The sequence below is a fragment of the Undibacterium sp. TC9W genome (assembly GCF_049339865.1).
Lineage (GTDB): Bacteria > Pseudomonadota > Gammaproteobacteria > Burkholderiales > Burkholderiaceae_D > Undibacterium.
Genome location: NZ_JBMPPJ010000040.1, coordinates 1 through 24,900, shown reverse-complemented (window position 1 = coordinate 24,900; position 24,900 = coordinate 1). Strand labels below are relative to the sequence as shown.

The 24,900-nt window shown below is 51.8% G+C and carries 22 protein-coding genes; 15 read left to right on the top strand and 7 right to left on the bottom strand.

Going from position 1 to position 24,900, the window contains the following annotated elements; all coding sequences use genetic code 11:
* Positions 1-264: 264 nt before the first annotated feature.
* On the bottom strand, positions 265-399 hold the full coding sequence (locus ACO0LN_RS29540; RefSeq protein ID WP_255456504.1) for a hypothetical protein: 135 nt from the start codon (positions 397-399) through the stop codon (positions 265-267).
* A 219-nt stretch (positions 400-618) separates the two neighbouring features.
* Here ACO0LN_RS29540 and ACO0LN_RS29535 point away from each other — a divergent pair, with 219 nt between their 5' ends.
* The 9 genes from ACO0LN_RS29535 to ACO0LN_RS29495 all read left to right on the top strand — a co-directional run bounded on the left by ACO0LN_RS29535 (position 619) and on the right by ACO0LN_RS29495 (position 12,759).
* Complete coding sequence (locus ACO0LN_RS29535; RefSeq protein WP_422980206.1) at positions 619-1,488, top strand: ABC transporter ATP-binding protein; 870 nt, start codon at positions 619-621, stop codon at positions 1,486-1,488.
* The gene (locus ACO0LN_RS29530) at positions 1,485-3,080 is read left to right on the top strand and encodes a hypothetical protein (RefSeq protein ID WP_422980204.1); all 1,596 of its coding nucleotides are present in this window, start codon (positions 1,485-1,487) and stop codon (positions 3,078-3,080) included. The genes ACO0LN_RS29535 and ACO0LN_RS29530 overlap by 4 nt, the downstream gene beginning before the upstream one ends.
* A 284-nt stretch (positions 3,081-3,364) precedes the next feature.
* Positions 3,365-5,209: a M48 family metallopeptidase gene (locus tag ACO0LN_RS29525; protein WP_422980202.1), complete on the top strand. Its 1,845-nt coding sequence runs from the start codon at positions 3,365-3,367 to the stop codon at positions 5,207-5,209.
* A 192-nt stretch (positions 5,210-5,401) separates the two neighbouring features.
* The gene (locus ACO0LN_RS29520; RefSeq protein WP_422980200.1) at positions 5,402-6,670 is read left to right on the top strand and encodes an efflux RND transporter periplasmic adaptor subunit; all 1,269 of its coding nucleotides are present in this window, start codon (positions 5,402-5,404) and stop codon (positions 6,668-6,670) included.
* A 31-nt stretch (positions 6,671-6,701) separates the two neighbouring features.
* On the top strand, positions 6,702-7,457 hold the full coding sequence (locus ACO0LN_RS29515; protein WP_422980198.1) for an ABC transporter ATP-binding protein: 756 nt from the start codon (positions 6,702-6,704) through the stop codon (positions 7,455-7,457).
* A gap of 11 nt (positions 7,458-7,468) precedes the next feature.
* Positions 7,469-8,770, top strand: a complete 1,302-nt coding sequence (locus tag ACO0LN_RS29510; RefSeq protein ID WP_422980196.1) for an ABC transporter permease — start codon at positions 7,469-7,471, stop codon at positions 8,768-8,770.
* A 7-nt stretch (positions 8,771-8,777) separates the two neighbouring features.
* Complete coding sequence (locus ACO0LN_RS29505; protein WP_422980194.1) at positions 8,778-10,025, top strand: ABC transporter permease; 1,248 nt, start codon at positions 8,778-8,780, stop codon at positions 10,023-10,025.
* A 41-nt stretch (positions 10,026-10,066) separates the two neighbouring features.
* Positions 10,067-11,401: a sigma-54-dependent transcriptional regulator gene (locus ACO0LN_RS29500; protein ID WP_422980192.1), complete on the top strand. Its 1,335-nt coding sequence runs from the start codon at positions 10,067-10,069 to the stop codon at positions 11,399-11,401.
* Positions 11,398-12,759 carry a sensor histidine kinase gene (locus ACO0LN_RS29495; protein WP_422980191.1) on the top strand — a complete coding sequence of 454 codons (1,362 nt, stop codon included), beginning with the start codon at positions 11,398-11,400 and terminating at the stop codon, positions 12,757-12,759. The genes ACO0LN_RS29500 and ACO0LN_RS29495 overlap by 4 nt, the downstream gene beginning before the upstream one ends.
* On the opposite strand, the gene ACO0LN_RS29490 is transcribed toward ACO0LN_RS29495, so the two are convergent.
* Both ACO0LN_RS29490 and ACO0LN_RS29485 read right to left on the bottom strand, forming a co-directional pair.
* Positions 12,756-14,000: an ATP-binding protein gene (locus tag ACO0LN_RS29490; protein WP_422980190.1), complete on the bottom strand. Its 1,245-nt coding sequence runs from the start codon at positions 13,998-14,000 to the stop codon at positions 12,756-12,758. The two genes, ACO0LN_RS29495 and ACO0LN_RS29490, sit on opposite strands and share 4 nt — an antisense overlap.
* Positions 14,001-14,018: 18 nt before the next feature.
* Complete coding sequence (locus ACO0LN_RS29485; protein WP_422980188.1) at positions 14,019-14,708, bottom strand: response regulator; 690 nt, start codon at positions 14,706-14,708, stop codon at positions 14,019-14,021.
* Positions 14,709-14,910: 202 nt separating this feature from the next.
* Between ACO0LN_RS29485 and ACO0LN_RS29480 the strand changes: the two genes are divergently transcribed.
* Both ACO0LN_RS29480 and ACO0LN_RS29475 read left to right on the top strand, forming a co-directional pair.
* On the top strand, positions 14,911-15,786 hold the full coding sequence (locus ACO0LN_RS29480; RefSeq protein ID WP_422980186.1) for an intradiol ring-cleavage dioxygenase: 876 nt from the start codon (positions 14,911-14,913) through the stop codon (positions 15,784-15,786).
* A gap of 309 nt (positions 15,787-16,095) precedes the next feature.
* Positions 16,096-17,877 carry an ATP-binding cassette domain-containing protein gene (locus tag ACO0LN_RS29475; RefSeq protein WP_422980184.1) on the top strand — a complete coding sequence of 594 codons (1,782 nt, stop codon included), beginning with the start codon at positions 16,096-16,098 and terminating at the stop codon, positions 17,875-17,877.
* A gap of 73 nt (positions 17,878-17,950) precedes the next feature.
* On the opposite strand, the gene ACO0LN_RS29470 is transcribed toward ACO0LN_RS29475, so the two are convergent.
* The 4 genes from ACO0LN_RS29470 to ACO0LN_RS29455 form a co-directional block, all read right to left on the bottom strand.
* Entirely contained in the window at positions 17,951-18,223 is a 273-nt protein-coding gene (locus ACO0LN_RS29470) for a hypothetical protein (protein WP_422980182.1), read from the bottom strand.
* 45 nt (positions 18,224-18,268) lie between these two features.
* On the bottom strand, positions 18,269-19,765 hold the full coding sequence (locus ACO0LN_RS29465) for an ATP-binding protein (RefSeq protein WP_422980180.1): 1,497 nt from the start codon (positions 19,763-19,765) through the stop codon (positions 18,269-18,271).
* 58 nt (positions 19,766-19,823) lie between these two features.
* Positions 19,824-20,465, bottom strand: a complete 642-nt coding sequence (locus tag ACO0LN_RS29460) for a response regulator (RefSeq protein ID WP_162043457.1) — start codon at positions 20,463-20,465, stop codon at positions 19,824-19,826.
* Between the two features lie 122 nt (positions 20,466-20,587).
* Entirely contained in the window at positions 20,588-20,752 is a 165-nt protein-coding gene (locus tag ACO0LN_RS29455) for a hypothetical protein (RefSeq protein ID WP_422980178.1), read from the bottom strand.
* A gap of 159 nt (positions 20,753-20,911) precedes the next feature.
* On the opposite strand from ACO0LN_RS29455, the gene ACO0LN_RS29450 reads away from it, so the two are divergent.
* The 4 genes from ACO0LN_RS29450 to ACO0LN_RS29435 all read left to right on the top strand — a co-directional run bounded on the left by ACO0LN_RS29450 (position 20,912) and on the right by ACO0LN_RS29435 (position 24,798).
* Positions 20,912-21,583: an energy transducer TonB gene (locus ACO0LN_RS29450; protein ID WP_422980176.1), complete on the top strand. Its 672-nt coding sequence runs from the start codon at positions 20,912-20,914 to the stop codon at positions 21,581-21,583.
* A 215-nt stretch (positions 21,584-21,798) separates the two neighbouring features.
* Positions 21,799-22,092: a hypothetical protein gene (locus ACO0LN_RS29445; RefSeq protein WP_422980174.1), complete on the top strand. Its 294-nt coding sequence runs from the start codon at positions 21,799-21,801 to the stop codon at positions 22,090-22,092.
* 85 nt (positions 22,093-22,177) lie between these two features.
* Positions 22,178-23,803: an alkaline phosphatase D family protein gene (locus tag ACO0LN_RS29440; RefSeq protein ID WP_422980172.1), complete on the top strand. Its 1,626-nt coding sequence runs from the start codon at positions 22,178-22,180 to the stop codon at positions 23,801-23,803.
* A 341-nt stretch (positions 23,804-24,144) separates the two neighbouring features.
* Entirely contained in the window at positions 24,145-24,798 is a 654-nt protein-coding gene (locus tag ACO0LN_RS29435) for a P-loop NTPase fold protein (RefSeq protein ID WP_422980170.1), read from the top strand.
* Positions 24,799-24,900: the final 102 nt, after the last annotated feature.

The window sequence follows — 24,900 nt, the reverse complement described above, 5'->3', positions numbered from 1 at the left end:
TCGGTTTGCTGGGGCATGCGCCGGATCAGGCAACGTTTGATGCGCTGCTGGCGCAGTCGGGGACGGATGTAGTCACGCTGATCGGGCAGTTTATTAATTCGCCTGAGTATCTGGCGAGGTTTATGGCGGTTTGATTTGTTGATGTGAGTTGTTAATGTGAGTTGTTGAGGTGCGGAGTTTCTCTCAAAAGGAACTCCGCCCATAGTCTTCTTTGATACATCCATTCTCACCAGGCTGAAATATCCAGCCTGGTGCAGATCAAAACTATGCGCCTGTGCGCTGTGTCCATGGAATTGCCGTTCCAGCTTCCTTCTTGGCTTGCTTGGCGGCTTTCTTTTCTTTAGGCGTACTGGCCGCCTGCTTCTTGCTTTCTTTATTGCTTTGCTGAACTTTACTCATGATTTACTCCTGGGAACACCAAGGCCTTGGTGACAAGTCAGTATAGGCTTGTATTGCCTCATCAACCGTTTTCCAGAAAATATAGTCCGCACGGATTACATATCATTTAAAAGCCATTTCATACCGCGATTTACGCAATCTGTCTCAATGCCAGGGCAAAGCAAACAGCTTTTCTTTACAGTCACCCTACTCAAACAAAATGATCATGCGGGGGACACAATGCTGGAAATCCGGAATGTCACAAAAACCTTTGGTAAAAAACTGACCGCAGTCCATGACTTGTCGCTCAATCTCGGTCATGGCGTGGTAGGCCTGATAGGACACAATGGCGCGGGCAAGACTACGCTCATGCAAATGATCGCGACCCTGACACGTCCCAGCAGCGGCAGCATATTTTTCCAGGGTCAGGACATCGTCAAGAAACCGCAGGCCATACGCCAGCGCCTGGGATTCCTGCCGCAGGATTTTGGTATTTACCCTAACCTGACAGCGCTGGAGTTCATGCAATATTTTGCCGCCCTGAAGGGTGTGCGCGATCCAGCCAGGATCAGGCATTTGCTGGAAGTGGTGAATTTGCATGAACAGGCCAAACGTCAGGCTTCAAGTTTCTCTGGCGGCATGCGGCGGCGCCTGGGCATTGCCCAGGCCTTGCTGAATGATCCTGACATACTCATCGTCGATGAACCAACCGCCGGGCTGGACCCGGAAGAACGCCTGCGCTTCCGCCATTTATTGAGTGAACTGGGTTTCAAGAAACTGGTGATCATGTCCACCCACATCGTCTCTGATGTAGAAAGCATCGCCAGTCAACTGGCCATCATGCGCCAGGGAAAACTGGTCGCCCATGCAACGCCAGATGACATCCTGGCGCAGGCCCATGGACAAATCTGGACTGCCGACATTGCCAGTGATGAATATGAGACCTTGCGCAATAAAGTGCATGTATTGCAAAGCCAAAAACAGGGCAATCAAATGAGCTTGCGCATCGCCCATCCACACCAGCCATGTGCAGGTGCACGCCATGCTACGCCCAGCCTGGAAGAGGCCCTGATGGCACAACGCTATGCGGTACAGGAGCTGGCAGCATGAGCCCATCCCTGCCGAATATGCTGAATACCTTAACTGTTCTGGTCCTGGGCGAAGCACGCTTGCGCCTGCGTCGTTTGGGCAGTGTAGTGGCAATAATGGCGGTCATCGCATTGGCATGGATCATGATCCCTGATCCACAAACAGGCACCGCCTTGATGGTCATAAAAAGCACCCGCGTGCTGTACACCAGTTCTACACTGGCTTATGGCAGTGCAACACTGGCCAGCCTGTTATTTGGCCTGGCCGGTTTTTATTTGGTGCGTGGCCGTATTGCAGAAGACATGCGCAGCGGCTGTGGTGCCGTCATCGCCGCTACTCCTGTCAGCAATGGCATCTTTTTGCTGGGACGCTGGCTGGGCGGTGTGGCTTACCTGCTGGTGCTAAGCACTGCCTTTATGGGTGCCATGCTGGTCTGTCATCTGGTACGGGGTGAAGGCCCGATAGAGCTGTTGATCTATCTGCAGACCTATCTGGCCCTGCTCTTGCCCATGATATTTTTTGTTTGCAGTTGCGCCATCCTGTTTGACAGTTTTTCACCCTTGATGGGCAAGCTCGGCGATGTGATTTTCTTTTTTGTCTGGGTCGCACAAATCGCCCTGCTGGACAAAGCAGATAGCGGTATTGCCGGTGAAATCAATCCTTACATGTATATCGATTTCATAGGTGCAGCCACATCGATGGCACATCTGAAGTTATATATCAGTACCAGACATATCTCTTTGGGCACTGCCAGTTTTGATGCAAAACTCATCCCCATACTTTTACCTGCCTTCATGTGGTCAGGAAAATTAATGGCCCTGCGTTGCGCCACTGCGATGCTGGCCTTGCTGCCACTACTACCAGCGGTTGCCTTGTTCCACAGGTTTTCACCTGATCGCGTAAAAGTCAGCCAGGCCCGCAAACGCCGTTCTCCCCTGAATTATTTAAATCAAATACTGCGCCCTTTCGCTGGCTTGTGCCAACCGCTATTTCGCCTCGCGCTAACCTTGCCAGGTCTGGCCGGGCAAATATGCGCAGATATTGCGCTGACAGTGGCGACCACGCCTGTCGCTGGTCTGGCCTTATTGACCATCCCCTTATTGTCCATGTTTTTACCAACTGCAGTTTTACCAGGGCTATTAACTATCACCGTCGCTATCTGGGGCATACTCATCAGCGATCTGAGCAGCCGTGACCATCAGACTGTTACCGGTGAGATGACAGGCGCTGTATCAGGTGGTATTGCCCAGCGTTATTTGCGGCAGTTTTCGACAAGCGCACTGCTGGGCTTGATGTTGATGGGTGTCATCGGTTTGCGTTGGCTTATTCATGAATCAACGCATGAACCTATGCGGGCTCTGGCATTACTGAGCGGCATTTTCAGCATGAGTGCGGTGGCGTGTTTGCTGGGGCGCCTGTCAAAGACACCACGCACTTTTTTGTCGCTATTTCTGTTTGGCATATATGTCGCTGTCAATGCAACTAAAGCACCGATGATCGATGCATTTGGCTTCAATGGTGTGGCAAACAGCCATTCCATCACATGGCAAGTCATGCTGGGTATAGCAGCGCTGAGTATAGGTTATGTTTACAACCGCCGCGCAGCTGCATAAAGCAGGGCGCTGTTGATAAGTCGGTGGACAAGCTGTACACAAACTGAAACCAAGTTTTATTTCTTTTCAGCAAAGCACAAATTGTATTAATTGTAAGCAGACTTTAGTTTCATTGTTTTAGCAAATTGATGTCTCTATACTTTTTATACTTTTGTTGATCTGACGACGATGTTTTCAGGTCTGCCGGAATCCTGTCTGCTGAGCTTTTTTTTGCCGGGTTAATATATGGCCTGTTCATCAGCATCGTTCCCTCCGCATGTTCATGAACAGGATAAATTACGCCTATGTCTAACGGATTGTCTCTCAAAAAAGATTTGGCAAAAATATTGCTGTATTCGCTGCTATCGCTATTCCTGATACCTGCGTTTACTTACTGGTTTTCTCAACATGTCGAAAACAAACAGGATGAAAAATTTCTCAGTTTTGTATCGCAGCAAATTGATACAGATAGCAAGCTGAGCGATGAAGAAAAATTCCAGCAACAAGAATTTTTCCGTCAATACCCACCGTCTAAAATCTGTGACAGCAATATAGCCGAAGCCGCCAGTTACAGGGAGCGTGTATGCGCGCGCTATTCAGATAACTGGCAATTCATTATGGCCAAAAAAGTCTCGGCCTGGACCATGGTCGGTGGTGTGGTCTTGCTGATCAGTGTGCTCTTGCTCGGTGCTTTCGCCTTTCTCAATGAAAAAGCCCAGTACCTGAGTTTTGTCACAGGCTGGCGTGTGCTGACCTTGAGTTGCACTGCCGGGACAATTGCGCAGGGGGCAATGCTGATGTGGCTGTCGTTCTGGGTCACAGCCTATTTCATGAACCGCTATTCCATCAAGCTGATAGCCGTCGCCGTCATCTTTGTCGCAATTGCGGTTTTCTATGTCATCGTCAGCATCTTTAAACGTGTTAATAACAATCACCAAATCCAGGGAGAGCTGATTTCTGAACAGGCAGCACCCGGTTTGTGGCAGCGCATACGTGACCTGGCGGCACGCTTGAAAACGGCAGCGCCAGACAATATCGTCGCAGGCATAGATGCCAATTTCTTTGTCACTGAATCCCCCTTGAATGTCAGCGGCAGGAGCTTACGCGGGCGCAGCCTGTTCATCAGTATCCCGCTGCTACGCCTGCTGAGTCAGTCAGAAGCGGATGCTGTGCTGGCGCATGAACTGGCGCACTTCCGTGGTGGTGATACGGCAAATAGCGCTGCGCTAGGCCCCAAGCTGGCACAATATGATCAATATTGTTTTGAGATGCGTAGCGCCCATGTGCCTACGGTGTTTTATCTGATGTGTCTGTACCGCATGATTTTTGAAATTGCCTCTGCCCGCAATAGCCGTGACCGCGAATTTTTGGCAGACCGCATCGCCGCCAAAGTGATTGCACCTGCTGCAGTCACCTATTCACTGATCAAAATTGCGGCTTATGCCAATTACAGGAATGAAATCGAGAACCAGCTGTTTTCACGCAATGAAAGACATGGTGCCAGTGTAGGGATAGCACAATTTGTGGCGTCCGGCCTGCATCCATATGCGCGCTCGTCCGCCTTCATCGACACCATGAAACATACGAGCGTGCCGCACCCCTACGACAGCCATCCCAAGATGACTGAGCGCATGAAAAACGTTGGTCATGTGATAGCCGAAGCTGATTACGGTGCCATCGTCACCAGCGTACCGGCGCAAACCTGGGCAGCCGATATACAGGTTGCCGACGAGATTGAAGCGCGTTTGTGGACCAGCTATGAAGAAGACTTTTCACAGGCACATGAACACAGCCTGGCCTACCGCTATGAACCCGCCAATGAAGAAGAACAGGCATTGGTGTTGCGCTACTTCCCACCGGTGGAATTTTCCCTGAGCGAAGGCAAAACCATACAAGTAACCTATGCAGGCTGGATCTTGCCCGATGAAACCGAGCCGCTGGCCTGGGACAGGGTAGATACTTATGAATATGAAGATGGCATGCTTTCAGACACGCTGACCATCAAGCATCCGGAAAAAGGCATGCTGGGTGCCAAATCGACCAAGGTAAAACTGGCCGGTATCAAGAAAGTGCGTGAAGAATTCAAGAACGTCTCTGGCCATTACTGGCACAGGCATCAGGTCATGCGGCATCAACAGGCCTTGCAATAAATCTGCACTGCTAGCCCAAGCAAAAATCCCGTCCAGGCAGACGGGATTTTTTTATTGTGTACGCTTAGTTGTACGGACAAGGCTGCGGACAGTGTGGACAATCAGGCGCCAATAAAATACCCATATAAATCAATGACTTAAAACTGGCACACTTTCTGCTAAACAGTATGCAAACTGTTTAATGGAAACATCATGATAAGAGACACTTCAGGCCAGGATACGGTGTTGGCCGCCAATAAGGGACAAAAACGCAAACGCGTCATCATTGCTGGCATCGCCACGCTGGTGGGTATCACTGGCCTGGTATTGCTGATGTCAGCATGGCGTGGCAGCAGCCAGTCTGTCAATGCATCACGCTTGCGCATCGCCACCGTCAGTCATGGCACCCTGGTCAGGGATGCTGCGGTCAATGGCCGTATCGTTGCCGCCATCAGCCCGACCCTGTACTCCAGCGCCGGTGGCACCGTGACACTGAAAGCCAATGCGGGCGACACCGTCAAGAAAGGCGATATCGTCGCCGAGATAGAGTCCCCTGACCTCAACGACCAGCTCAAACGCGAACAATCAAATACCGAGCAACTGGAAGCAGAAGTCGCGCGCCAGCAAATCCTCGCCAAGAAACAAAAACTGATCGCCAGGCGTGATGCCGACCAGGCCGAGATAGACCGCGTAGCAGCCCAGCGCGCCTTCCAGCGTATAGAAGCAGCGGGCGTTGTCGGTGTGGTTGCCAAGAATGATTTCCTGAAAGCCCAGGATGCCATGCATTCCACAGAAATCCGCTCCAAGCATGCAGCCCAGGCTGCAGACCTGGAAAACGAAGATGTGACGCTGGAATTAAAAACCAAGATGAGTCAGTTGCAACGCCAGCGCCTCTCCCTGGACTTTGCCAAACGCCGTGTCGATGAATTGAAACTGCGTGCACCTGTCGATGGCATCATCGGCAGTCTGGCGATTTCCAACCGCAGCGTAGTGGCCGCCAATACAGCTTTGATGACACTGGTTGATCTGTCGCAGCTTGAAGTCGAAGTCGAAATCCCGGAATCGTATATGACCGACCTTGGCCTGGGCATGAAGGCAGAAATCATGATCAACAATAACAAGGTCATGGGCACCCTGACCGCCATCTCGCCAGAAGTGGTAAAGAACCAGATACTTGCCAGGGTACGTTTCAGCGATAAACAGCCTGAAGGCCTGCGTCAAAGCCAGCGCGTCTCGGCCCGTTTGCTGATGGAAGAAAAAGCCAATGTCATGATCTTGCCACGCGGCCCCTTTGTCGAAGCAGACGGCGGACGCTTTGCCTATGTCGTCGAAAATGGTGTTGCCCAGCGCCGCCCCATCAAAATGGGTGCAACCAGTATCTCTGCAGTAGAAATTCTCAGTGGTTTGAAAGACGGCGACAAAGTCGTGATATCCGGTACCGATACATTTGAAAGCGCGAACAGCGTTTCTATCAATAACTAATATCAACAATTAATTTAAGAAGGAATATCCCATGTTACGCATGAAAAACCTCAGCAAAGTTTACCGTACGCACCTGATCGAAACCCATGCCCTGCGCGGCTTTGACATCCATGTCAAGGAGGGCGAATTCGTCACGGTGACCGGACCATCCGGCTCTGGAAAAACCACTTTCCTGAATATTGCCGGTTTGCTGGAAGAATTCAATGATGGTGATTATCTGCTCGATGGCGTCAACGTCAAAGGCATGAATGACAATGCCCGCACCCGTTTGCGCAATGAAAAACTGGGTTTCATTTTCCAGGGCTTCAACCTTATCCCTGACCTGAACCTGTTCGACAATGTCGATGTGCCTTTGCGCTATCGCGGCTTCAATACGGCTGAACGCAAGGAACGCATAGAGGATGCACTGGCACAGGTTGGCCTGGCCTCACGCATGAAACATTATCCGGCTGAACTGTCTGGTGGTCAGCAACAGCGTGTGGCGATTGCCCGTGCGCTGGCTGGCTCACCAAAATTGCTGCTGGCCGATGAACCTACCGGTAACCTCGATACACAGATGGCACGCAGTGTCATGGAATTGCTGGAAGAAATCAATGCCAAGGGCACAACCATCCTGATGGTAACGCATGACCCTGAACTGGCCGTACGGGCTCAACGCAATGTGCACATCATTGACGGCCAGGTCAGTGATCTGGTGCGCAAGGTGCCGTCACTTTACGATGCCAAAGCTGAAGGAAAAACCGATACCAGCTCGGCCAATGAAGTCGATAGTTCGGCAGTCGCCTGAGGAGCCGCATCATGTTTCGTTATTATTTTTTACTCGGCATACGCAGCCTGCGCCGCAACCCGGCCCTGACTGCGCTGATGATACTGACGCTGGCAGTTGGCGTTGCTGCCAGCATTTCCACCCTGACGATCTTGCATGTGATGTCGGGTGACCCGATACCACACAAAAGCAACCGGCTGTTCACACCCTGGATGGATAACGGCCCATTGAAAGGCTATACGCCCAATGATAAACCGAATGATACGCAGATGAGTTACCGGGATGTCATGAATCACCTGCCGGCAAAAATTGGGGAAAGACGTTCGGCCATGTACGGCATATTAATGGCCATAGAACCTGCACGCAAAGACTTGCCTGCGATAGAGCCCGAAGGTGCCGCCGTCACCAAGGACTTTTTCGCCATGTTTGACACACCATTTTTGCATGGCCAGGGATGGACTGAAAACGACGATGCAAAAGCAGCAGACGTTGTTGTACTTGGGAAAAAACTGGCTGATAAACTGTATGGCAATACCAATCCTGTTGGTCAGTACCTGACCATGATAGGCCACCAGTTCCAGATAGTCGGCGTACTAGATACCTGGGAACCAAGTCCGCGCTTTTATCGCGATGCCACATTTGGCACGCGGGAAGATTTTTTTATCCCCCTTGCAAGTGCCATCCGGCATGAAATTACCCACGCAGGTGGCATGGGCTGCACTGGCGAAAAAGCACCCGGCTGGCAGGGGCGACTGGATTCTGAATGCACATGGTTAAGCTTCTGGTTTGAATTGAAGTCAGAAGGCCAGCGTCAGGAACTGCAAAGCTACCTCGACAATTATGCATCGGAGCAGCGCAAGCTTGGGCGTTACATGCGCCAGGCAAAAAACAAACTGTTTAATGTCATGGAATGGCTGGAAGAATCCAAAGTGGTCGGCAACGATAACAAATTATCTGCCTGGCTGGCATTTGGCTTCCTGTTGCTGTGCCTGGTGAATACCGTAGGTCTGTTACTGGCGAAATTTTCTGTACGGGCATCGGAAGTGGGTGTACGGCGTGCGCTGGGCGCATCCCGTAAAGAGATCTTCAATCAATTTCTCATCGAGAGCAGTGTCATCGGCCTGGCTGGTGGTGTTGCAGGGCTGTTGCTGGCATTTGGTGCACTTGCCCTGATCGCCAACCAATCGAAACAGTTGACTGTCGTAGCACACATGGACTGGCAAATGCTGACCATTACCTTTGTCATGTCAGTCACTGCAGCCATATTGGCGGGCTTGTTCCCGACCTGGCGTGCATGCCAGGTGACGCCTGCCATACAACTCAAATCACAATGAGGCTATCATGAAACTCAATCTCGAAATTCGCCCCATTTTATCTGCGCTGCTGCGCAGCAAGACTGGTGCTATCCTGGTCGCACTGCAGGTTGCCATCAGCCTGGCAATTTTAGCCAACGCTGTCTATATTGTTCAATTGCGTATGGAAGTGGTAGCACGCCCGAGCGGTGTCGCAGAAGAAAACGACCTGTTTTCCATTAATGTCAGCAATCGCAAAGTCGCTGATCATACAGAGCAGATCGCCACGCAAAAACAGGAAGAAGTAACCATACGAGGGGTCTCTGGTGTGCAGGGTGTGACAAGGGTCAGCCAGACACCATTGTCCTGGTCTGGCAGTACCACTGGTGTTTCACTTGACAGGAAACAGACTGCCACCAGTGCCAACGTATCGATGTATATCGCATCGGAATCCGTGATGAAACTCTGGGGACTGAAGCTGGCTAACGGACGCGACTTCAACCAGAGTGAATTCCGCGAAATTGATACCAGTACCAGCAAGGAATTTCCCAATATCGTCATCATTACCAAGACACTTGCAGAAAAACTTTTCCCTGGTCAGGCCAGTGTGGTTGGCAAAACCATTTATTTTGGTACAGGTGACGATGCGTATGAGACAAGGATAGTCGGTGTGCTTGAGCGTTTGCAAACCCATGCTGGCCAGATTGGCGAAAAAGGTGAAATCTCGGTGGTCTTGCCAATACGCATGTCAAATGACCCCTACTCCAAGTATTCGGTACGCGCCGAACCCGGCCAGCGCGACCGAGTCATGAAGGATGTTGAGATGGCATTGAGAAAAGCATCTGCGACACCTATCATCATCAATATGCGCAGTTTGCAGGAAGACAGGTCCAGGCGCTACCGAGCTGACAATGGCCTGGCCTGGATGCTGATTGCAGTTTGTGTGCTGCTCTTGCTGGTCACTGCCAGCGGCATCGTCGGCATTTCCAGCCTGTGGGTGACGCAACGCCGCAAGCATATCGGTGTGCGCCGTGCACTGGGCGCGCGCAAGATAGATGTGCTGCGCTATTTCATCACAGAAAATTTCATGATCACCAATTTTGGTATCGCCTGCGGCCTTGCCCTGGCCATAGGTCTCAACCAGTTATTGGTCAGCAAGCTGGAGCTGACCAAATTGCCGGCAGCTTATTTGCTGGGAGGCAGTGTAATTTTCTGGATACTTGGTATCATCGCGGTGGTGGGACCGGCGGCACGTGCTGCGTCGATTTCACCAGCCACTGCTACCCGCAGTACCTGAAGTACTACAACCCCTAAGCCTTGAAAACTCAGACACTGATAATGCCTACCGTATTAATTATTGATGACAATGCCACCGTCGCGGTGGCACTGGAAGTGCTGTTTTCCCTGCATGATATTGATGCGGTCTGCGCCACATCGCCAGAACAGGGCCTGGCGATGCTGGAACATCAGGCGATTGACCTGGTGATACAGGACATGAACTTCACCGCAGACACCACCTCTGGTGATGAAGGCCGTGCCCTGTTCACTGAAATACGCAAACGCTACCCTGACCTGCCTGTGATCTTGCTGACAGCCTGGACGCATCTGGATGCGGCGGTAGAACTGATCAGGTCAGGCGCTGCCGATTATCTCGGCAAACCGTGGAATGACCAGAAACTGCTGACCACAGTCAGGAACCTGATCGAACTGGGGCAAAGCAACCGCGCCCTGCAACAAAGGCTGCAACGCGAACGCAAGCAAAAACGCGAGCTGGAGCAAAAATTCAATCTCTGCAATCTGGTCTGGAATGATGCTGCGACCGAACGGGTATTGGGCATGGCTTGCCAGGTAGCCCGCGCCGATGTGCCGGTGCTGATTACCGGGCCAAATGGTGCAGGCAAGGAAAGAATCGCTGAAATCATCCAGGCGAATTCCAGCGTCAAGGATGGCCCCTTTGTCGTCCTCAATTGTGGTGCCCTGCCAGCCGAACTTATAGAAGCCGAACTGTTTGGTACCGAAGCTGGTGCCTATACCGGAGCCAGCAAGGCGCGTGAGGGCAAGTTTGAAGCAGCCGATGGCGGCACCCTGTTCCTCGATGAAATTGGTAACCTGCCACTCGCCGGGCAAATGAAATTATTGCGGGTGCTGGAAACCGGGCGCTTTGAAAGACTAGGATCAAACAAGGAAAGACAGGTCAAGGTACGCGTTTTGAGCGCCACCAATGCTGATTTGCCTGCCATGATCAAGGCAGGCAGCTTTCGCCAGGATTTGCTATACCGCCTGAACGTCATCGAATTGCATTTGCCCACACTGGCAGAACGCACTGGCGACATCTTGCCGCTGGCGGAATACTTCCTCAGCAATGGCAAGACCCTGCATCCCAGCACGGCATCGGCACTGGTGCAATATGCCTGGCCGGGCAATGTCAGGGAACTTAAAAATGTCATGCAGCGTGCCTGCCTGCTGGCCGCCAAAACTGAAATCATGCCCACTGATCTTGGCCTGCCTTTGGCGAATAGCTGGGTCAATGAGCAGGAGCCCGACAAAGAGGCGATAGAACGCGCCCTGCAAAAAGCCCATGGTGTGGTGGCGCAAGCCGCTGCCGAACTGGGTTTGAGCCGCCAGGCTTTATACCGGCGCATGGACAGGCTGGGCATCAGTCGTAGCGCATGACAGAGCAAACGCCATCAGCCAACGGCACCAATAAAAAGCCGCTGTTTTCCATGCTCACGCGACTGAGCCTGTTGATCATCGCGATTTTATTGCTGGCAGTTGCAGTCAGCATGCTGATGCTGCATTTACTGCCAGACCAGGTCTGGCTGGCTGCCGGACTCAGTTTGCTGATTATCTTGCCCTTGGGTGTGGGCATCTTGCGCAGCCAGTTGCAAGCCATGATACGTTTGTTCCATACCCTGGCTGGCACGGTCATCAGCTACCAGGACAATGATTTTTCCATTGGTGTGCACTGGCCTTTGCAAGACGAGTTAGGTGAACTGGTAGATGCCCATAATACTCTGGGCGATGTCTTGCGCAAGCAAAGATTGAATCTGGTACAGCGTGAATTGCTGCTTGATAGCATGGTGCAGAATACGCCAGTAGCGATGATGCTGGTGGCTGACCATGGCCCCATCGTCTTCGCCAATATCGCGGCCAGGCAATTGCTGAACCAGGGGCGCAAACTGGAGGGTTTCAGTTTTAATGAAGTGATGACACAAGTCTCGGCCTCATTGCGGGAGGCCATACTGCGCGGAGGAGATGGCTTGTTCACAGTAGCAGCCAAAGATGCAGAAGAAGAGGAAGAGGTATATCACCTGGCGCGCCGCCACTTCAGCCTGAATGGCCGTCATCATGAATTATTTTTGCTGCGCCACCTGACGGTGGAATTGCGCCGCCAGGAAGTGCAGACCTGGAAAAAAGTCATACGCGTGATCAGTCATGAACTCAATAATTCGCTGGCACCGATAGCCTCGCTGGCAAATTCTGCTGCCGTGCTGGTAGGTCGTGGCCAGACCGAACGCCTGCCCGGCATCTTGCTCACGATAGAAGAACGCACCCGCCATCTGGAAAGTTTTATCGATGGTTATGCACGCTTCGCCAAACTACCGACGCCGAGGCTGGAGAGTACGCACTGGGATAGCTTTATCGCTGGCCTGAAGTCGCAAGTCATTTTCACCGTAAGCGACAGCTTGCCAGAAGAGCCGATCAACCTGGACCGTGCGCAGATGGAACATGCGCTGCTGAACCTGTTGAAGAATGCCCATGAGTCTGGCTCACGGGAAGATGAAGTATTTTTAAACATACGCAACTTGCAAAGCATCATACGCATAGAAGTCATGGACAGGGGCAGCGGCATGACAGATACGGTAATGTCAAATGCCCTGATCCCTTTTTACTCTACCAAGCGCAGTGGCACAGGCCTGGGCCTGGCACTGGTGCGTGAAATCATAGAAGCACATGGCGGCAGGATCAGCCTGCAAAACCGTGAAGGCGGTGGCCTGAACGTCAGCCTGTTCCTGCCTGTATCACCCTAAGCAAATGCGATTGGTAAAACGATCAACATGCACAACCCTGCGGCACGGCGGTTGCTGGCAGTGATGCTGCCGCCATGCGCCTGTATCACGCGCTGGGTAATCGCCAGCCCCAGGCCATAGCCTTCACTGCTTTGTTCTGCCAGCACACTACGGTAGAAAGGCTGGAAGATGCTCTGCAATTCAGCTTCCGGCACGCCTTCGCCTTCATCCAGAATGTACACATGTAATTGCCTGCCCAGTACTTCTGCGTGAAGGGTCACGGCAGTATCGGGACGGGTATGCCGTATCGCATTACGCAAGACATTTTCCATCGCCCGGTGCAGCAATTCATAACGCCCCAGTACGCACACCTTGCTGATGGCATCGACAGAATATTCAGTCTTGAACGCCTTGCCTGCGGTCTTCGCTTCAAAGTGGGCATTGTCAGTCAGGTCAGCGAATAATTCGTCCATGTGTATCAGGTCTTGCCCTGCATGGGCACCTGCTTCGAGACGTGACAGTGTCAGGATTTCACCGACCAGTTTATCCATGCGCACGGCTTCCCTGTCCATGCGCACCATGTATTCTTCTGCCTTGTCCGGCTGCTGGCGCGCCAGGCCTATCGCTGCCTGCAGGCGTGCCAGTGGTGAACGCAGTTCATGTGATACATCATGTAAGAGACGGCGCTGGTTTTGCAGGGAACCTGTCAACTGCTCGGCCATGCGGTCAAAGTCGCGGCCCAGATCAGTCAGTTCATCCTTGCGCTTGCCCATGCTGTCCCCTATGCGCGTCTGTAGCCTGCCATTTGTCAGTTCATGAAAAGCATCGCTAAGCCTGCGTATAGGCTTGGACATATACCAGGCCATCAGAGCCGCAAACAGCAGGCTGGCAAACAGGGCAACCGTCATGGGAATGAAGGCACGCGAATCGCCGCCATCATGCGGTGGCTTGCGCATACCCATAGGCACCCGCCCAGGCTCACCAGGCGGACCACCGGGTCTGGCTGCATCACGGAAATCCGGACCGGGACCATGTTTGAATTCAGAACCAGGGCCAGAACCGGGGTCAGGGCCGCGCCTGTCTTCATGCTGGGGTTTGTCGGGCTGCAAAGCCATTACCGCAGCCCTGGCCATGTCTTCGTTGCTGCGTTTGATCCAGAAGGTCACACTGATACCGGCGATGGCCGTCAATTGCGCCAGCCAGATGAAGAAAAAAAATTTCCAGAACAAGCGACCGAATTTCAGCATACTGAATTTAGGCATCATTACTCGCTTATTCACTTACTCGCGCGTCAACATATAACCCTGGCGATATACCGTCTGTATGACAGTACGGCCATCGGCAAAGGCGCTGATCTTTTGTCGTATGCTGCTGAGGTGGACATCAATATTGCGGTCGAACCTGGCCAGTGGGCGGCCCAGGCCCTGCTCGGACAATTCATTCTTGCTGACGGTTTGCCCGGCATTTCTTGCCAATAACTCCAGCAAAGTGAATTCAGTGCTGGTCAGGTCCAGCATTTTATTATTCCATTCTGCGCGGCGCTGGCCCGGCCATATCTGCAGTGCACCCACGACCAGGCATAGTCTGTCCTGGTCGGCATTCATGCCACTCTCGGTACGGCGCAGGATGGCCCTGAGCCTGGCCAGCAATTCTCGTGGTGTACATGGCTTGGGCACATAATCATCGGCCCCCAGTTCAAGACCGATGATGCGATCAACGTCATCACCTCGCGCCGTCAGCATCAGCACCGGCATGCGGCTGTGCTCGCGGATGCGGCGCAGGGCTTCGATGCCATTCATGCGCGGCATCATGACATCCAGCACTGCTATCGCATGCTGGCCAGACAAAGCCTCTGCTACGGCTTGTTCGCCATCATGTACGGTAGTAATGGCAAAACCCTCACGCTCAAGATATTCCTTGAGCATGCCTACCAGTTCGACGTCATCGTCTGCGAGCAATACCTTGGTCATAAAGTGTGGGGATATAAATTCTATGTACTGATAATAGCAAAGCCATCTATGTACGCGTGCAAATTTACCTGCTTTTACAGTCCGGCAATTTCCAGGACACAAAATCCTTACCTAACTTTACCTTTGCTTTACTGCACTTAACAAGTCATCAAGACACAATGCAGCAACACCAATGTAAAACCCACAGCGAGGAAAACACATCATGGAAAAGCATGGCAACCAACTGGAAACTGATCTTCATACCCTGATGCAGTCATCTGCCTCACGCAGGCAGATGCTGCGCTGGATATCAGCCGGTGGCGCTGCGACCTTGTTAGGCTGTGGTGGCGGCAGCGACGCCTCCACCTCAACGGCGACATCATCAACGACAGGCACGACCATAGGTACCACTACGGGTACAAGCACAGGAACAACAGGCAGCACGACTTCTTCCTGCAGCATCATCCCTGAAGAGACAGCCGGCCCCTATCCCGGTGACGGCAGTAACAGCAATGGTGTCAGTATTGCCAATGCGCTGGCGCTGTCTGGCATAGTACGCAGTGATATACGTTCCAGTATTGCCGGTGCCAGTGGTGTGGCGGCAGGTGTGCCCCTGACCATCAAATTGCAACTCGTGAATACCAAAACCAGTTGCGCCTCGCTGGCGGGTTATGCAATCTATCTGTGGCATTGTGACAGGGATGGCAATTATTCCATGTATTCATCCGGGGTCACCGCAGAGAACTACCTGCGCGGCGTGCAAGAGACAGACAGCAGCGGCAGTGTCAGTTTCACCACGATCTTCCCTGGCTGCTATTCAGGACGTATCCCGCATGTGCATTTCGAGGTCTATCCCAGCGTGGGCAAGATCAGCAGTGCCAATAACAAGGTCAAGACTTCACAGTTCACATTCCCCATGGCGACGCTGAATGAAGCCTACCAGGCAACGGGCTACACCGCCAGCGTGCGCAACCTGTCGCAGATCACGTATGCAACTGACAATGTCTTCAGCGATGGCACCAGCCTGCAAATGGTCAGTGTGACTGGCAATGCCACACAGGGCTATGTCGTGACCCTGACCGTGGGTATATCCGTATAAAACTTACAATGCCGGGGACAGAACCAGCTTGTTTTGCTCCCTGTATTTGCATAAAATTGGGTTTCATTGACACCTTCTTACACTCTCGTACAATCTTTTCAAGAAAGGAGGAAATATGGAAGTTCTAAAGTATGCCATCAGCGGCATACGTAACTTTGGTACCTTTGCCAGCTCTTGTCCTGAATCCATCGCGCAGCGATAAAAGGCGAGAGCACATAGATCCCATCACCCTCCGGGCCAGTTCTCGGCTCATTATCGTTAGCGCTCCTGTTGACGTGGATGCCTGCATCCCAAAACAAAGACAAGAGCATGACTACCTTATTATCTGCACAAGCATTACAACTCGACACCAGCCACGGTGTTTTATTCGAAAACCTTAACTTCACCCTACAAGTCGGTCAACGCATAGGCTTGATAGGCCACAATGGCAGTGGCAAATCGACCTTGCTTTCGCTGCTGGCAGGACAACGTAGCGCTAATAGCGGCAGCATACAGATGGCACGCCTGTGCCGCCGGCAATATGTAGAACAACACCTGCCACCTGCGCTGCATGCGCTGAGCCTCTACGATGCGATGCTGGATGCCATCAATGACCAACCAGAATTGCACTGGCGCGTCGATAGCCTCTTGCAGGAACTCGACATCGATACAGCTACCGCCGGGGTCGCCGTACAATCCCTGTCCGGTGGCCAGCATACCCGCCTGCTATTGGGCCGTGCCTTATTACGCGACCCCAATCTCTTGCTACTGGACGAACCCAGCAATCATCTCGACTTGCCATCGCTGTTATGGCTGGAAGAATTTTTGCTGAACTGGAAAGGCGCATTCGTACTGGTGTCACATGACCAGCGCCTGCTGAACCGTGTGACACGACAAAGCTGGATCTTGCGTGACCGGCAAATCACCAGCTTTGACCAGCCCTGCTCTGACGCTCTGCAATCACTGGCTTTGGCGGATGTAGCCGCACAGGCCAGACGTGAAGCCGAGCAATCTGAAATTGACAGGCTGGCAGCCAGTAGCAAGCGTCTGGCCATCTGGGGTAGTGTGTATGACAATGAAAAACTGGCACGCAAAGCCAAGACCATGCAAAAACGGGCAGACCGGCTGAAGGAAGAACAAACCACAGTCACCGAAGGCCAGCCCTGGACTTTGCAATTGCATGGAAAGGCATCGCCTGCCAATCATTTATTGCAACTTGAGAACCTGACAGTCAGGGCAGCGCCTGGTTTGCCAGCGCTATTCAAACTGGAGCAATTCGGCGTAAGGCCAGGTGACAAGATCGCCTTGCTGGGCGCGAATGGCACGGGCAAGTCTTCGCTGCTCAGGCAGTGCTGGCAAGCGATACAGTCAGGCCAGAAGTTAGACCAAAAATCAACACAGGGCAGCGAACACATCAGTTGGCATGCGGCAGCACAGATCGGTTATTACGACCAGTCTTTGCAACAATTGAACAGCGATGCCAGCCTGCCTGATGCGCTGTATCCCTTTGTCGCTGGCTCTGATACTGCCAGGACAGAACTGGCACGCAAGCAGGCGCTGATCTCAGCAGGCTTTCCTTATCACCGACATCAGCAAAAAGTGACATCGCTGAGTGGTGGTGAACGGGCACGTCTGTTGTTTTTGGCACTCTCGCTGGCAAGCTACCATTTACTGTTTCTCGATGAACCGACCAATCATCTGGACATGCAGGGCAAGCAGGAATTGACAGAAGCACTGGCGGGATTTGCCGGTGGCTTTTTGCTGGTATCGCATGACCGCGATTTGATAGAACAAAGCTGCCAGGAATTCTGGGTAGTGCAGGATGGTCGCCTGGAAAGATGGCTGGATGCAGAAAGTGCCTATGAATGCCTGCGGCAAAAACAGCCTGCATCTGAAACGGGGCGGGCAATGTCCGCTGTACCTGATATAGCGAATAACAAAGCTGGTGAAACAGTGCTCAGTGATACAGAGCTGGCTTTGCAAAGACTATGTGAACTGGAAGAATTATTGCAAGCTGATCTGGCACGCAAACCCAAGCACCAGAAGCCGCAACAGCAGGCAAGCTGGCGTCAGGAAATGGCAGATTTAAATCAGTTTCTTGGTCTGAATTAATTTGTCTGACCAGCGGTAAGTCATCCCCGGCGGAGCGCAACATCAGGCAAGCAAGATGTTGTGCTCCGCTTTTTTAACTATCGGGCAAACCCTGGTCACACCACATGCATGCCTCACGCTGACTATCGGTACGCATGCTGCATGTCGGGCATGCCACCAGGTTTTCTTTTTGTGTTGAAGCGTTTGAAAATACCCTGAAAAATATCCATACAGCCAGGGCAGAAAATCCCACAAAGAAAACCAGATATGCCGCAGCAGAAGCAGATATCCAGTCCTGCTGTACCGCCAGCGCGATCAGCAGGAACAACACGACGCTGACAACTGATATTCTGAACAAAAATTTCATCTTGCATATCCCTTGTATATTCCTTACATATCCCTTATTTCAGGCTCATGCGAGCGGAAAGCGTATGAGCAATTGCGTCCCGGTCGCGGCAGAGGATTGCAATTCAATCTCGCCATTAAAAGCCACCACCCGTTCGCGCATACCGGTGATGCCTATGCCAGCAGAGCTGTGGTGTATATCAAAACCCACGCCATTGTCACTGACCTCTATCTGCAAACTCTTTTGCTCTTCCAGCATGGTCAGGGCCACTTCGACCTGCGTCGCCCCGGCATGCTTCATGACGTTGGACAAGGCTTCTTGTATGATGCGATAAACTGAAATTGCCAGTCCGCTATCCAATCCTGAAAAATCCCCATCGCTATCAAAATGAAACTGACAGCCTGGCACATTGCTGTTGTAATGCCTGAGCATGTCTTCGACTGCACCTTGCAAACCCAGCATATCCAATACTTCAGGCCGCAGGCGGCGCACCAGGTTGCGGCCATTGGCATATAAATCCAGCGTCAGTTTGGTTATCGCTTTGGCGCGTTCCTGGATTTCTTCACTAACGCCGCCAGCGGCCATCTGCGCAGCAAGGTGCTGTATGCGTTGCGCTTCCAGCCTTGCGGCAATCAATGAGGCATTCAGTTCATCGTGTATTTCTATAGCGATGCTCTTGCGTTCATCTTCTACTATGCTGTGCACCTTTTGTATGAGCTTGCGTTTTTCTGCATTGGCTTTCAACGCTTCATTGCGCGACTCCATCAAATCACGCGTTCTTTCCTGTACCTTGTTTTCCAGATCCTGCTTGGCCTGTTGCAGGCTGATGGACATGGCATTGATAGAAATCTGCAAGTCCCCTATCTCGCCACCCGTAGTCACTTCCAGCGTATTCGAATAATCACCCTCACGTATCTCACGCAGGGTTTCTATGGATTTTTGCAAGGGCCGTGTCAGGCTCAATGCCAGATAGACTGCCAGCACCGCGCTGACAAACAAAGCCAGCCCGCTCATCGCCAGTTCAAACATGAAGCGCTGGCTATGTTTGGCCAACATGCGCGTCGCCGACATCGTGACCCTGACATAACCCAGCATATCTGCATCTTTACTCTCCTTGCTGGCCGTGGTCAGGGGCAAGACACCTGATGTCGCAGCCCTGGATTCTTTGAGCAAATTCACCCACACTAGTTGACGTCTGACAGGTACTTCCACCGAATGTTCCGCTTGCTGGATTTTTTCTGTAGAGATGACGTGCAGGATGTCTTTCTTATCCGTATCGAGCACATCTATCCTGGCGATGCTGCGGTCTGACAGCATGACATCGCTCATGGTGCTTTTCAGGCCGGGCAGGTTCTTGGTCAGCAGGTTGTATTCCACACTCTCGGCCAGTGCTGTAGAGATCACATAGGCACGCTCCAGCAATTCTGCCTTGCCCTCTTGCAGGCGTGACTGATAGGAATACCAGACTACCGAGCAAAACATGTAGATCACTGGCACAAAGATGATGAGGAACAGGCGCGAGCGCAAATCCCAGTTGCGCCAGAGCAGCGCGGCAAAATTCATTGCGGCACTGCCTTGATCAAGCCAGATGTCGATGCGGGCATCTTTGTCTGCAACAACATCACGGTGCGATCAACCCGTGTTTGACCGCCAGTTTGGTGATATAGGCAGGCCGGTGTACACCCAGTTTTTCCTTGATGGCCTGGCTGACATTGCTGATGGTTTTTAATGACAGGTCCAGCCGCTCGGCGATCTCGGCATTGGTCAGCCCTTCTGCCATAAGCTTGAAGATTTCAAGGTCACGCTCATTCAGCAGCGATTGTGGTGACTCATCCCCGCGCACTGACAGATTCGCCAGGCGCTCTGCGATCTGCGGCAGGAAATACAATTCCCCCTGATGGGCACGCTGCACAGCGGTTGCCAGATCAGCCGGATCACAGTCCTTGGTCACAAAAGCCTTGGCACCGAGGCGATAAGCTTCTTTGATCAGGGCATCCTGGTCAAACTGGCTCAGGAAGACAATCTTTGCATCGGCAAATTGCGCGAGGATATCGCGCGCCGCATCCAGACCAGTCAGGTCGGCACCAAAGCGTATGTCCAGTATCACTACATCCGGCTTCAAGGCTGCATATTGCTCAAATGCCTCTTGCGGTGTCCTGGCCTGCCCCAGCACGCTAATCCCCAAACTACCCAGCGACATGGCAAAACCCGTCATCACGATGGGATGATCATCAGCCAGCAATACCCGTATGCCATTTTGCATAATTACAACACCTTATAGATTAGCAGAGTTAATTACTCATCAAACGCAATAGTAATGCTTTTTACTAGCAATTGCATTAGCAGTAGCGCATAAAGTATGGGCCATAGTGACAAAGGCGATTATTAACGGGGTTTTTCAATCCCGGCTGCGGCGGTAACCAGAGCAGCAAGTAGAAATGAAACGGGGATATTTTTTCTTTCAGGCAACACGGAAACGATGAGATCGGCAATAAATGCTTCATGTGAGAAGCCACTAATCACAAAATAAATAAAATAAATGCTTTTCAAATGACATTTTTATTGCTATCGTAAAGCACATGGATTGCACATAAATGCCATTTTCAACTACTTTCATAGTTAAGAAACGGCAAAAACAGTTGCATCTCCAAGCCAGCCCCGGCATGTGCTTGCGCCATGCCGGGCCAGATCCCAAACCTGGAGAACAAAATGGAATTTACACAAAACCAGCAACATCCCTTTAAACGCATGTCACGTTTGGGTGTCGTCGCCGTGCTGCATGTGGCCTTGTTGGCTGCTTTGCTTAACAGCATGAAGATCAAGATCAGCCCGCCAGTTTTTTTTGAACCCAAGTCTATTCACGAACCTGAAAAAATCAAACCTGTAGAACCAGATCATCACCCAAGTACACCCAAGACTTTGGCCCCCCCCATAAATCCGCCTATCGCGCCTCCGACAGTGGTACCGGATAATCCACCGTCCGTTACCCCTCCTGTAGTACGTGGTGGCAAAACCGATGACGGCGAGACAGGGAAAGTCATTGAAGGCACAGGCGTGTCGGGTGGCGGTACCGGGACAGGCACTCAAGCTGTAAAGAACCCGGTCCATGTTGCAGCCGTCGTCGATATGAGCCGTTGCGAAAAACCTGTGTATCCTGCCAGCGCCTTGCGCAGTGGTGATGCAGGAACAGTCACCCTCGCCATGTTGATAGGTACTGATGGCCGTGTGCTTGAAACCAGGACGGAAGGCAGCAGCGGCTTTCGCAATCTCGACAAAGCAGCCAGCCAGGCTCTGTCACTGTGTCGCTTCACGCCCGGTACCATCGATGGCGTAGCACAGCAAAGCTGGACCAAGGTGCAGTATGTCTGGAAGATAGATTAATCAGGGAGGGAAACAACAAGGCATGCCTTCTCCGATATCTTTCCCGCTTTGCCGCTTTCCCGTTTTTCTGCCTGCCTGTCGTCCGGTACCTGCGACAGGCAAGGCAGTTTTTTTAAATCTGAACTGACACTTTTACCAATGACGAGCAAACCATGTACTGCAAATACAGCCACTCCAGCTATCTTCGCGCCCTCTGCTTTTTTGTCAGCATGATGATGGCTTCTTACGCAACAGCTACTTTGCCTCCCGCGATCTATAGCGAAGAGGACGTGCCTGTACTCATGGTCAATATTCAGGATCATACGGCCACCTCCACTGCAGCAAGTGCCCCTGCTTTTACACCCTATCACGGCGCCATCGAACGCTCACCTTATCTGGGCTGGATTATCCTGATATGCGCGTGGCTGCTGCCAGCAGGCATGCTGGTGGTAACGCTTGCCACCGTGTTTGATTTTCGCAAACGCAGGCGGGACCATGAATTATTTACTGCGGCTCTGGCAGCACACTAAATCAAGTCTGCATCTGCATTGACATGTCTTGGTCATACTGGCACTTTAGAATAAGGGCCATCTAAAATCCCTCTAAGGAAAAGCCATGTCCAAGGATCGCAAGCCAAACAAGAGTGAACTGCAACGCCGCCAATTCCTGTGCAATGCCAGCGCCAGCGCTGCTGCCATCATCGCAGCAACCGGCCTGCCCAAAATAGTACGCGCACAAACTGCACCTGCACTCATCACCTCAGACAAGCTGCGCCCGCAATTGCCCTGTGGCGTCATGAGCGGCGACATCACGCGCGACAAAGCCATCATCTGGAGCCGCACCGACAGGCCCGCGCGCATGTTGCTTGAGTATGCCAATAACGAAGCTTTCAAAAATGCTGCCAGCATCAATGGCCCGCTGGCCGTACCCGGCACAGATTACACAGCACGCATAGACTTGAGTGGCTTGCCCGCAGGCCAGCGCACTTATTACCGCGTGCGTTTCCAGGATCTGCAAAACCCATCCGCAGTCAGCGAAGCAGTGCAAGGCAGTTTGCTGCTGCCAGGCGGCAAAGAACGCGACATCACATTTGCATTTTCTGGCGATGAAGCGGGCCAGGGCTGGGGCATTAACGAAGCTTTTGGCGGCTACCGCATTTATGAAAGCATACGCCGCTTCCAGCCTGATTTTTTCATTCACTCAGGTGACCAGATTTATGCAGACGGCCCCATACAGGCACAAGTCAAACTCGAAGATGGCAGCCTATGGAATAACCTCACCACACCCGCCAAATCCAAAGTGGCAGAAACCCTGGACGATTATCGCGGCAATTTTGCCTATAACTTCCTGGACGCCAACAAGCGCCGCTTTGCTGCAGAGGTACCCTTCCTGGTGCAATGGGATGACCATGAAGTGCGCAATAACTGGTACCCAGGCCAGCAAATAGGCGAAGCAGAAAAACGTTACCAGCAGCGTGATCTGAATACCCTGGCAACCAATGCACGCAGGGCCATGTTTGAATACAATCCCTACCGCATAGACCAGCATGATCCTGACCGCATCTACCGCATGTTCAGTTATGGCCCCTTGTTGGAAGTGTTCATGCTCGATGAGCGCAGCTACCGTAGCAAGAATTCACCAAATCTGCAAACGACATTGAACGAGGATGCAGCCTTTCTCGGCAAGCCACAACTGCAATGGCTGAAGCAGGCACTGCTGCGTTCACGCTCGACCTGGAAAGTCATCGCCAGCGACATGCCCATCTCCATTGTCGTACCGGACCTGAACCCGGATGTACCCAAAGGCACTTATGAAGCCTGGGCCAATGGCGACAACGGCAAACCACTGGGACGTGAACTCGAAATTGCCGAGATACTCAAATTCATCAAGCAACACAATATCAAGAACGTGGTCTGGGTCACCGCCGATGTCCACTATGCAGCGGCGACTTATTACACGCCGGAGAAAGCCAAATTTACCGACTTCAAACCCTTCTGGGAATTTGTCGGCGGCCCCTTGAATGCAGGCACCTTTGGCCCGAATGAAGTCGATCAAACCTTTGGACCCGACGTGAAATACGTCAGCGTGCCACAGGGCATGAAACAAAACCGCTCACCGGCAGAATTGCTGCAATTCTTTGGCATTGCGAAAATTGATGCGAAGACCAAGGCGATGACAGTGTCCATCCACGACATTGATGGCAAGAGCTTGTATAAGGTTGAAGTGGCACCTGAGGCCTGACAGCAAATTGCTACGCGCAAAACAAAACGCCTGGTGTTTGCACCAGGCGTTTTTTCATTGCCAATCAGTAACTGAAGCAGCTTACTTGCAAACAGTCACAGGCTCTGTATTTTGCTCAGATCGAACATTCTGACAATCCTTCACCTAATCAACAAAAATTCGTGACTGAAAGGCTTGATCTCGATTTTCTTGCTAAAGAATGAACCGGTATTCGCTATCACTGGCTGGGTGCATTTGTCTGCGTTGCATTTGAAGTTTAGGCGAGAAATGATTGAATATTTGACAATCTACATATGAATAATCTAGCCTGTTGAAACTGATGTTTACCAGATGAGATGAAAATGGAAAATACCTTCCGCCCATGGAGCGCAGAGATTTGGGATGGTGATTGCCTGAATAGAATGAATGATGGTTTTTATTTACATACGTACCTGAGCAAGCGTTATCACGCAAAAAAAGATGATCCCGGTTTTGTATTGGCAGTTAATGCTTCATGGGGAACAGGCAAGTCTTTTTTGCTGGAGCGCTGGAAGAAACAGGCCGATGCATTGAATTACCCTGCAGTGTTTTTTGATGCCTGGAAAAACGACTTTACAGAAGACCCGCTACTGGCATTTATTGCGGAACTCGATTCCGGGCTGGAAGAGTATTTTCAAGGTATCCCCATCACCAAAGAATTTACGGTTAAAGCGAAGGAAGCTATCAAGGCATGCTGGAAGCCAGCAATGAAAGTCGTTGCCTGCGCGCTGGCCAAGCATTCCGCTGGCATGTCGATAGCACAAATAAAAGAACTCTTCAACGAAGATGCCGATGAAGCTGAAGGGCCAGGTGACGCCAACTCTGACAAGGTAAGTGAGGAACCACCGTCATCTGAGAGTAATGCAGGCAAAGAATTTACTGACGCGAAGAAAAAACTTGAAGAAGTCATTAATGCAGAATTAGGAAAGCACAGAGCGATCAAAAAGTCGATTGAGCCTGTAAATAAAAGTGTGTAAGTAATTCTGGCAGATGAAGCTCCTATAATGAGGAATTGCCAAAATGACGACAAACGCAATGGAAAGAAGCAAACTGCAGGCGCTGGCCAAAGAGCTGGCGAA

What these genes read in the sequence shown, in the direction of transcription:
- ACO0LN_RS29540 (WP_255456504.1), bottom strand. Translation starts at nt 399, where the DNA reads ATGAGTAAAGTTCAGCAAAGCAATAAAGAAAGCAAGAAGCAGGCGGCC.
- ACO0LN_RS29535 (WP_422980206.1), top strand. Translation starts at nt 619, where the DNA reads ATGCTGGAAATCCGGAATGTCACAAAAACCTTTGGTAAAAAACTGACC.
- ACO0LN_RS29530 (WP_422980204.1), top strand. Translation starts at nt 1,485, where the DNA reads ATGAGCCCATCCCTGCCGAATATGCTGAATACCTTAACTGTTCTGGTC.
- ACO0LN_RS29525 (WP_422980202.1), top strand. Translation starts at nt 3,365, where the DNA reads ATGTCTAACGGATTGTCTCTCAAAAAAGATTTGGCAAAAATATTGCTG.
- ACO0LN_RS29520 (WP_422980200.1), top strand. Translation starts at nt 5,402, where the DNA reads ATGATAAGAGACACTTCAGGCCAGGATACGGTGTTGGCCGCCAATAAG.
- ACO0LN_RS29515 (WP_422980198.1), top strand. Translation starts at nt 6,702, where the DNA reads ATGTTACGCATGAAAAACCTCAGCAAAGTTTACCGTACGCACCTGATC.
- ACO0LN_RS29510 (WP_422980196.1), top strand. Translation starts at nt 7,469, where the DNA reads ATGTTTCGTTATTATTTTTTACTCGGCATACGCAGCCTGCGCCGCAAC.
- ACO0LN_RS29505 (WP_422980194.1), top strand. Translation starts at nt 8,778, where the DNA reads ATGAAACTCAATCTCGAAATTCGCCCCATTTTATCTGCGCTGCTGCGC.
- ACO0LN_RS29500 (WP_422980192.1), top strand. Translation starts at nt 10,067, where the DNA reads ATGCCTACCGTATTAATTATTGATGACAATGCCACCGTCGCGGTGGCA.
- ACO0LN_RS29495 (WP_422980191.1), top strand. Translation starts at nt 11,398, where the DNA reads ATGACAGAGCAAACGCCATCAGCCAACGGCACCAATAAAAAGCCGCTG.
- ACO0LN_RS29490 (WP_422980190.1), bottom strand. Translation starts at nt 14,000, where the DNA reads ATGCCTAAATTCAGTATGCTGAAATTCGGTCGCTTGTTCTGGAAATTT.
- ACO0LN_RS29485 (WP_422980188.1), bottom strand. Translation starts at nt 14,708, where the DNA reads ATGACCAAGGTATTGCTCGCAGACGATGACGTCGAACTGGTAGGCATG.
- ACO0LN_RS29480 (WP_422980186.1), top strand. Translation starts at nt 14,911, where the DNA reads ATGGAAAAGCATGGCAACCAACTGGAAACTGATCTTCATACCCTGATG.
- ACO0LN_RS29475 (WP_422980184.1), top strand. Translation starts at nt 16,096, where the DNA reads ATGACTACCTTATTATCTGCACAAGCATTACAACTCGACACCAGCCAC.
- ACO0LN_RS29470 (WP_422980182.1), bottom strand. Translation starts at nt 18,223, where the DNA reads ATGAAATTTTTGTTCAGAATATCAGTTGTCAGCGTCGTGTTGTTCCTG.
- ACO0LN_RS29465 (WP_422980180.1), bottom strand. Translation starts at nt 19,765, where the DNA reads ATGAATTTTGCCGCGCTGCTCTGGCGCAACTGGGATTTGCGCTCGCGC.
- ACO0LN_RS29460 (WP_162043457.1), bottom strand. Translation starts at nt 20,465, where the DNA reads ATGCAAAATGGCATACGGGTATTGCTGGCTGATGATCATCCCATCGTG.
- ACO0LN_RS29450 (WP_422980176.1), top strand. Translation starts at nt 20,912, where the DNA reads ATGGAATTTACACAAAACCAGCAACATCCCTTTAAACGCATGTCACGT.
- ACO0LN_RS29445 (WP_422980174.1), top strand. Translation starts at nt 21,799, where the DNA reads ATGGCTTCTTACGCAACAGCTACTTTGCCTCCCGCGATCTATAGCGAA.
- ACO0LN_RS29440 (WP_422980172.1), top strand. Translation starts at nt 22,178, where the DNA reads ATGTCCAAGGATCGCAAGCCAAACAAGAGTGAACTGCAACGCCGCCAA.
- ACO0LN_RS29435 (WP_422980170.1), top strand. Translation starts at nt 24,145, where the DNA reads ATGGAAAATACCTTCCGCCCATGGAGCGCAGAGATTTGGGATGGTGAT.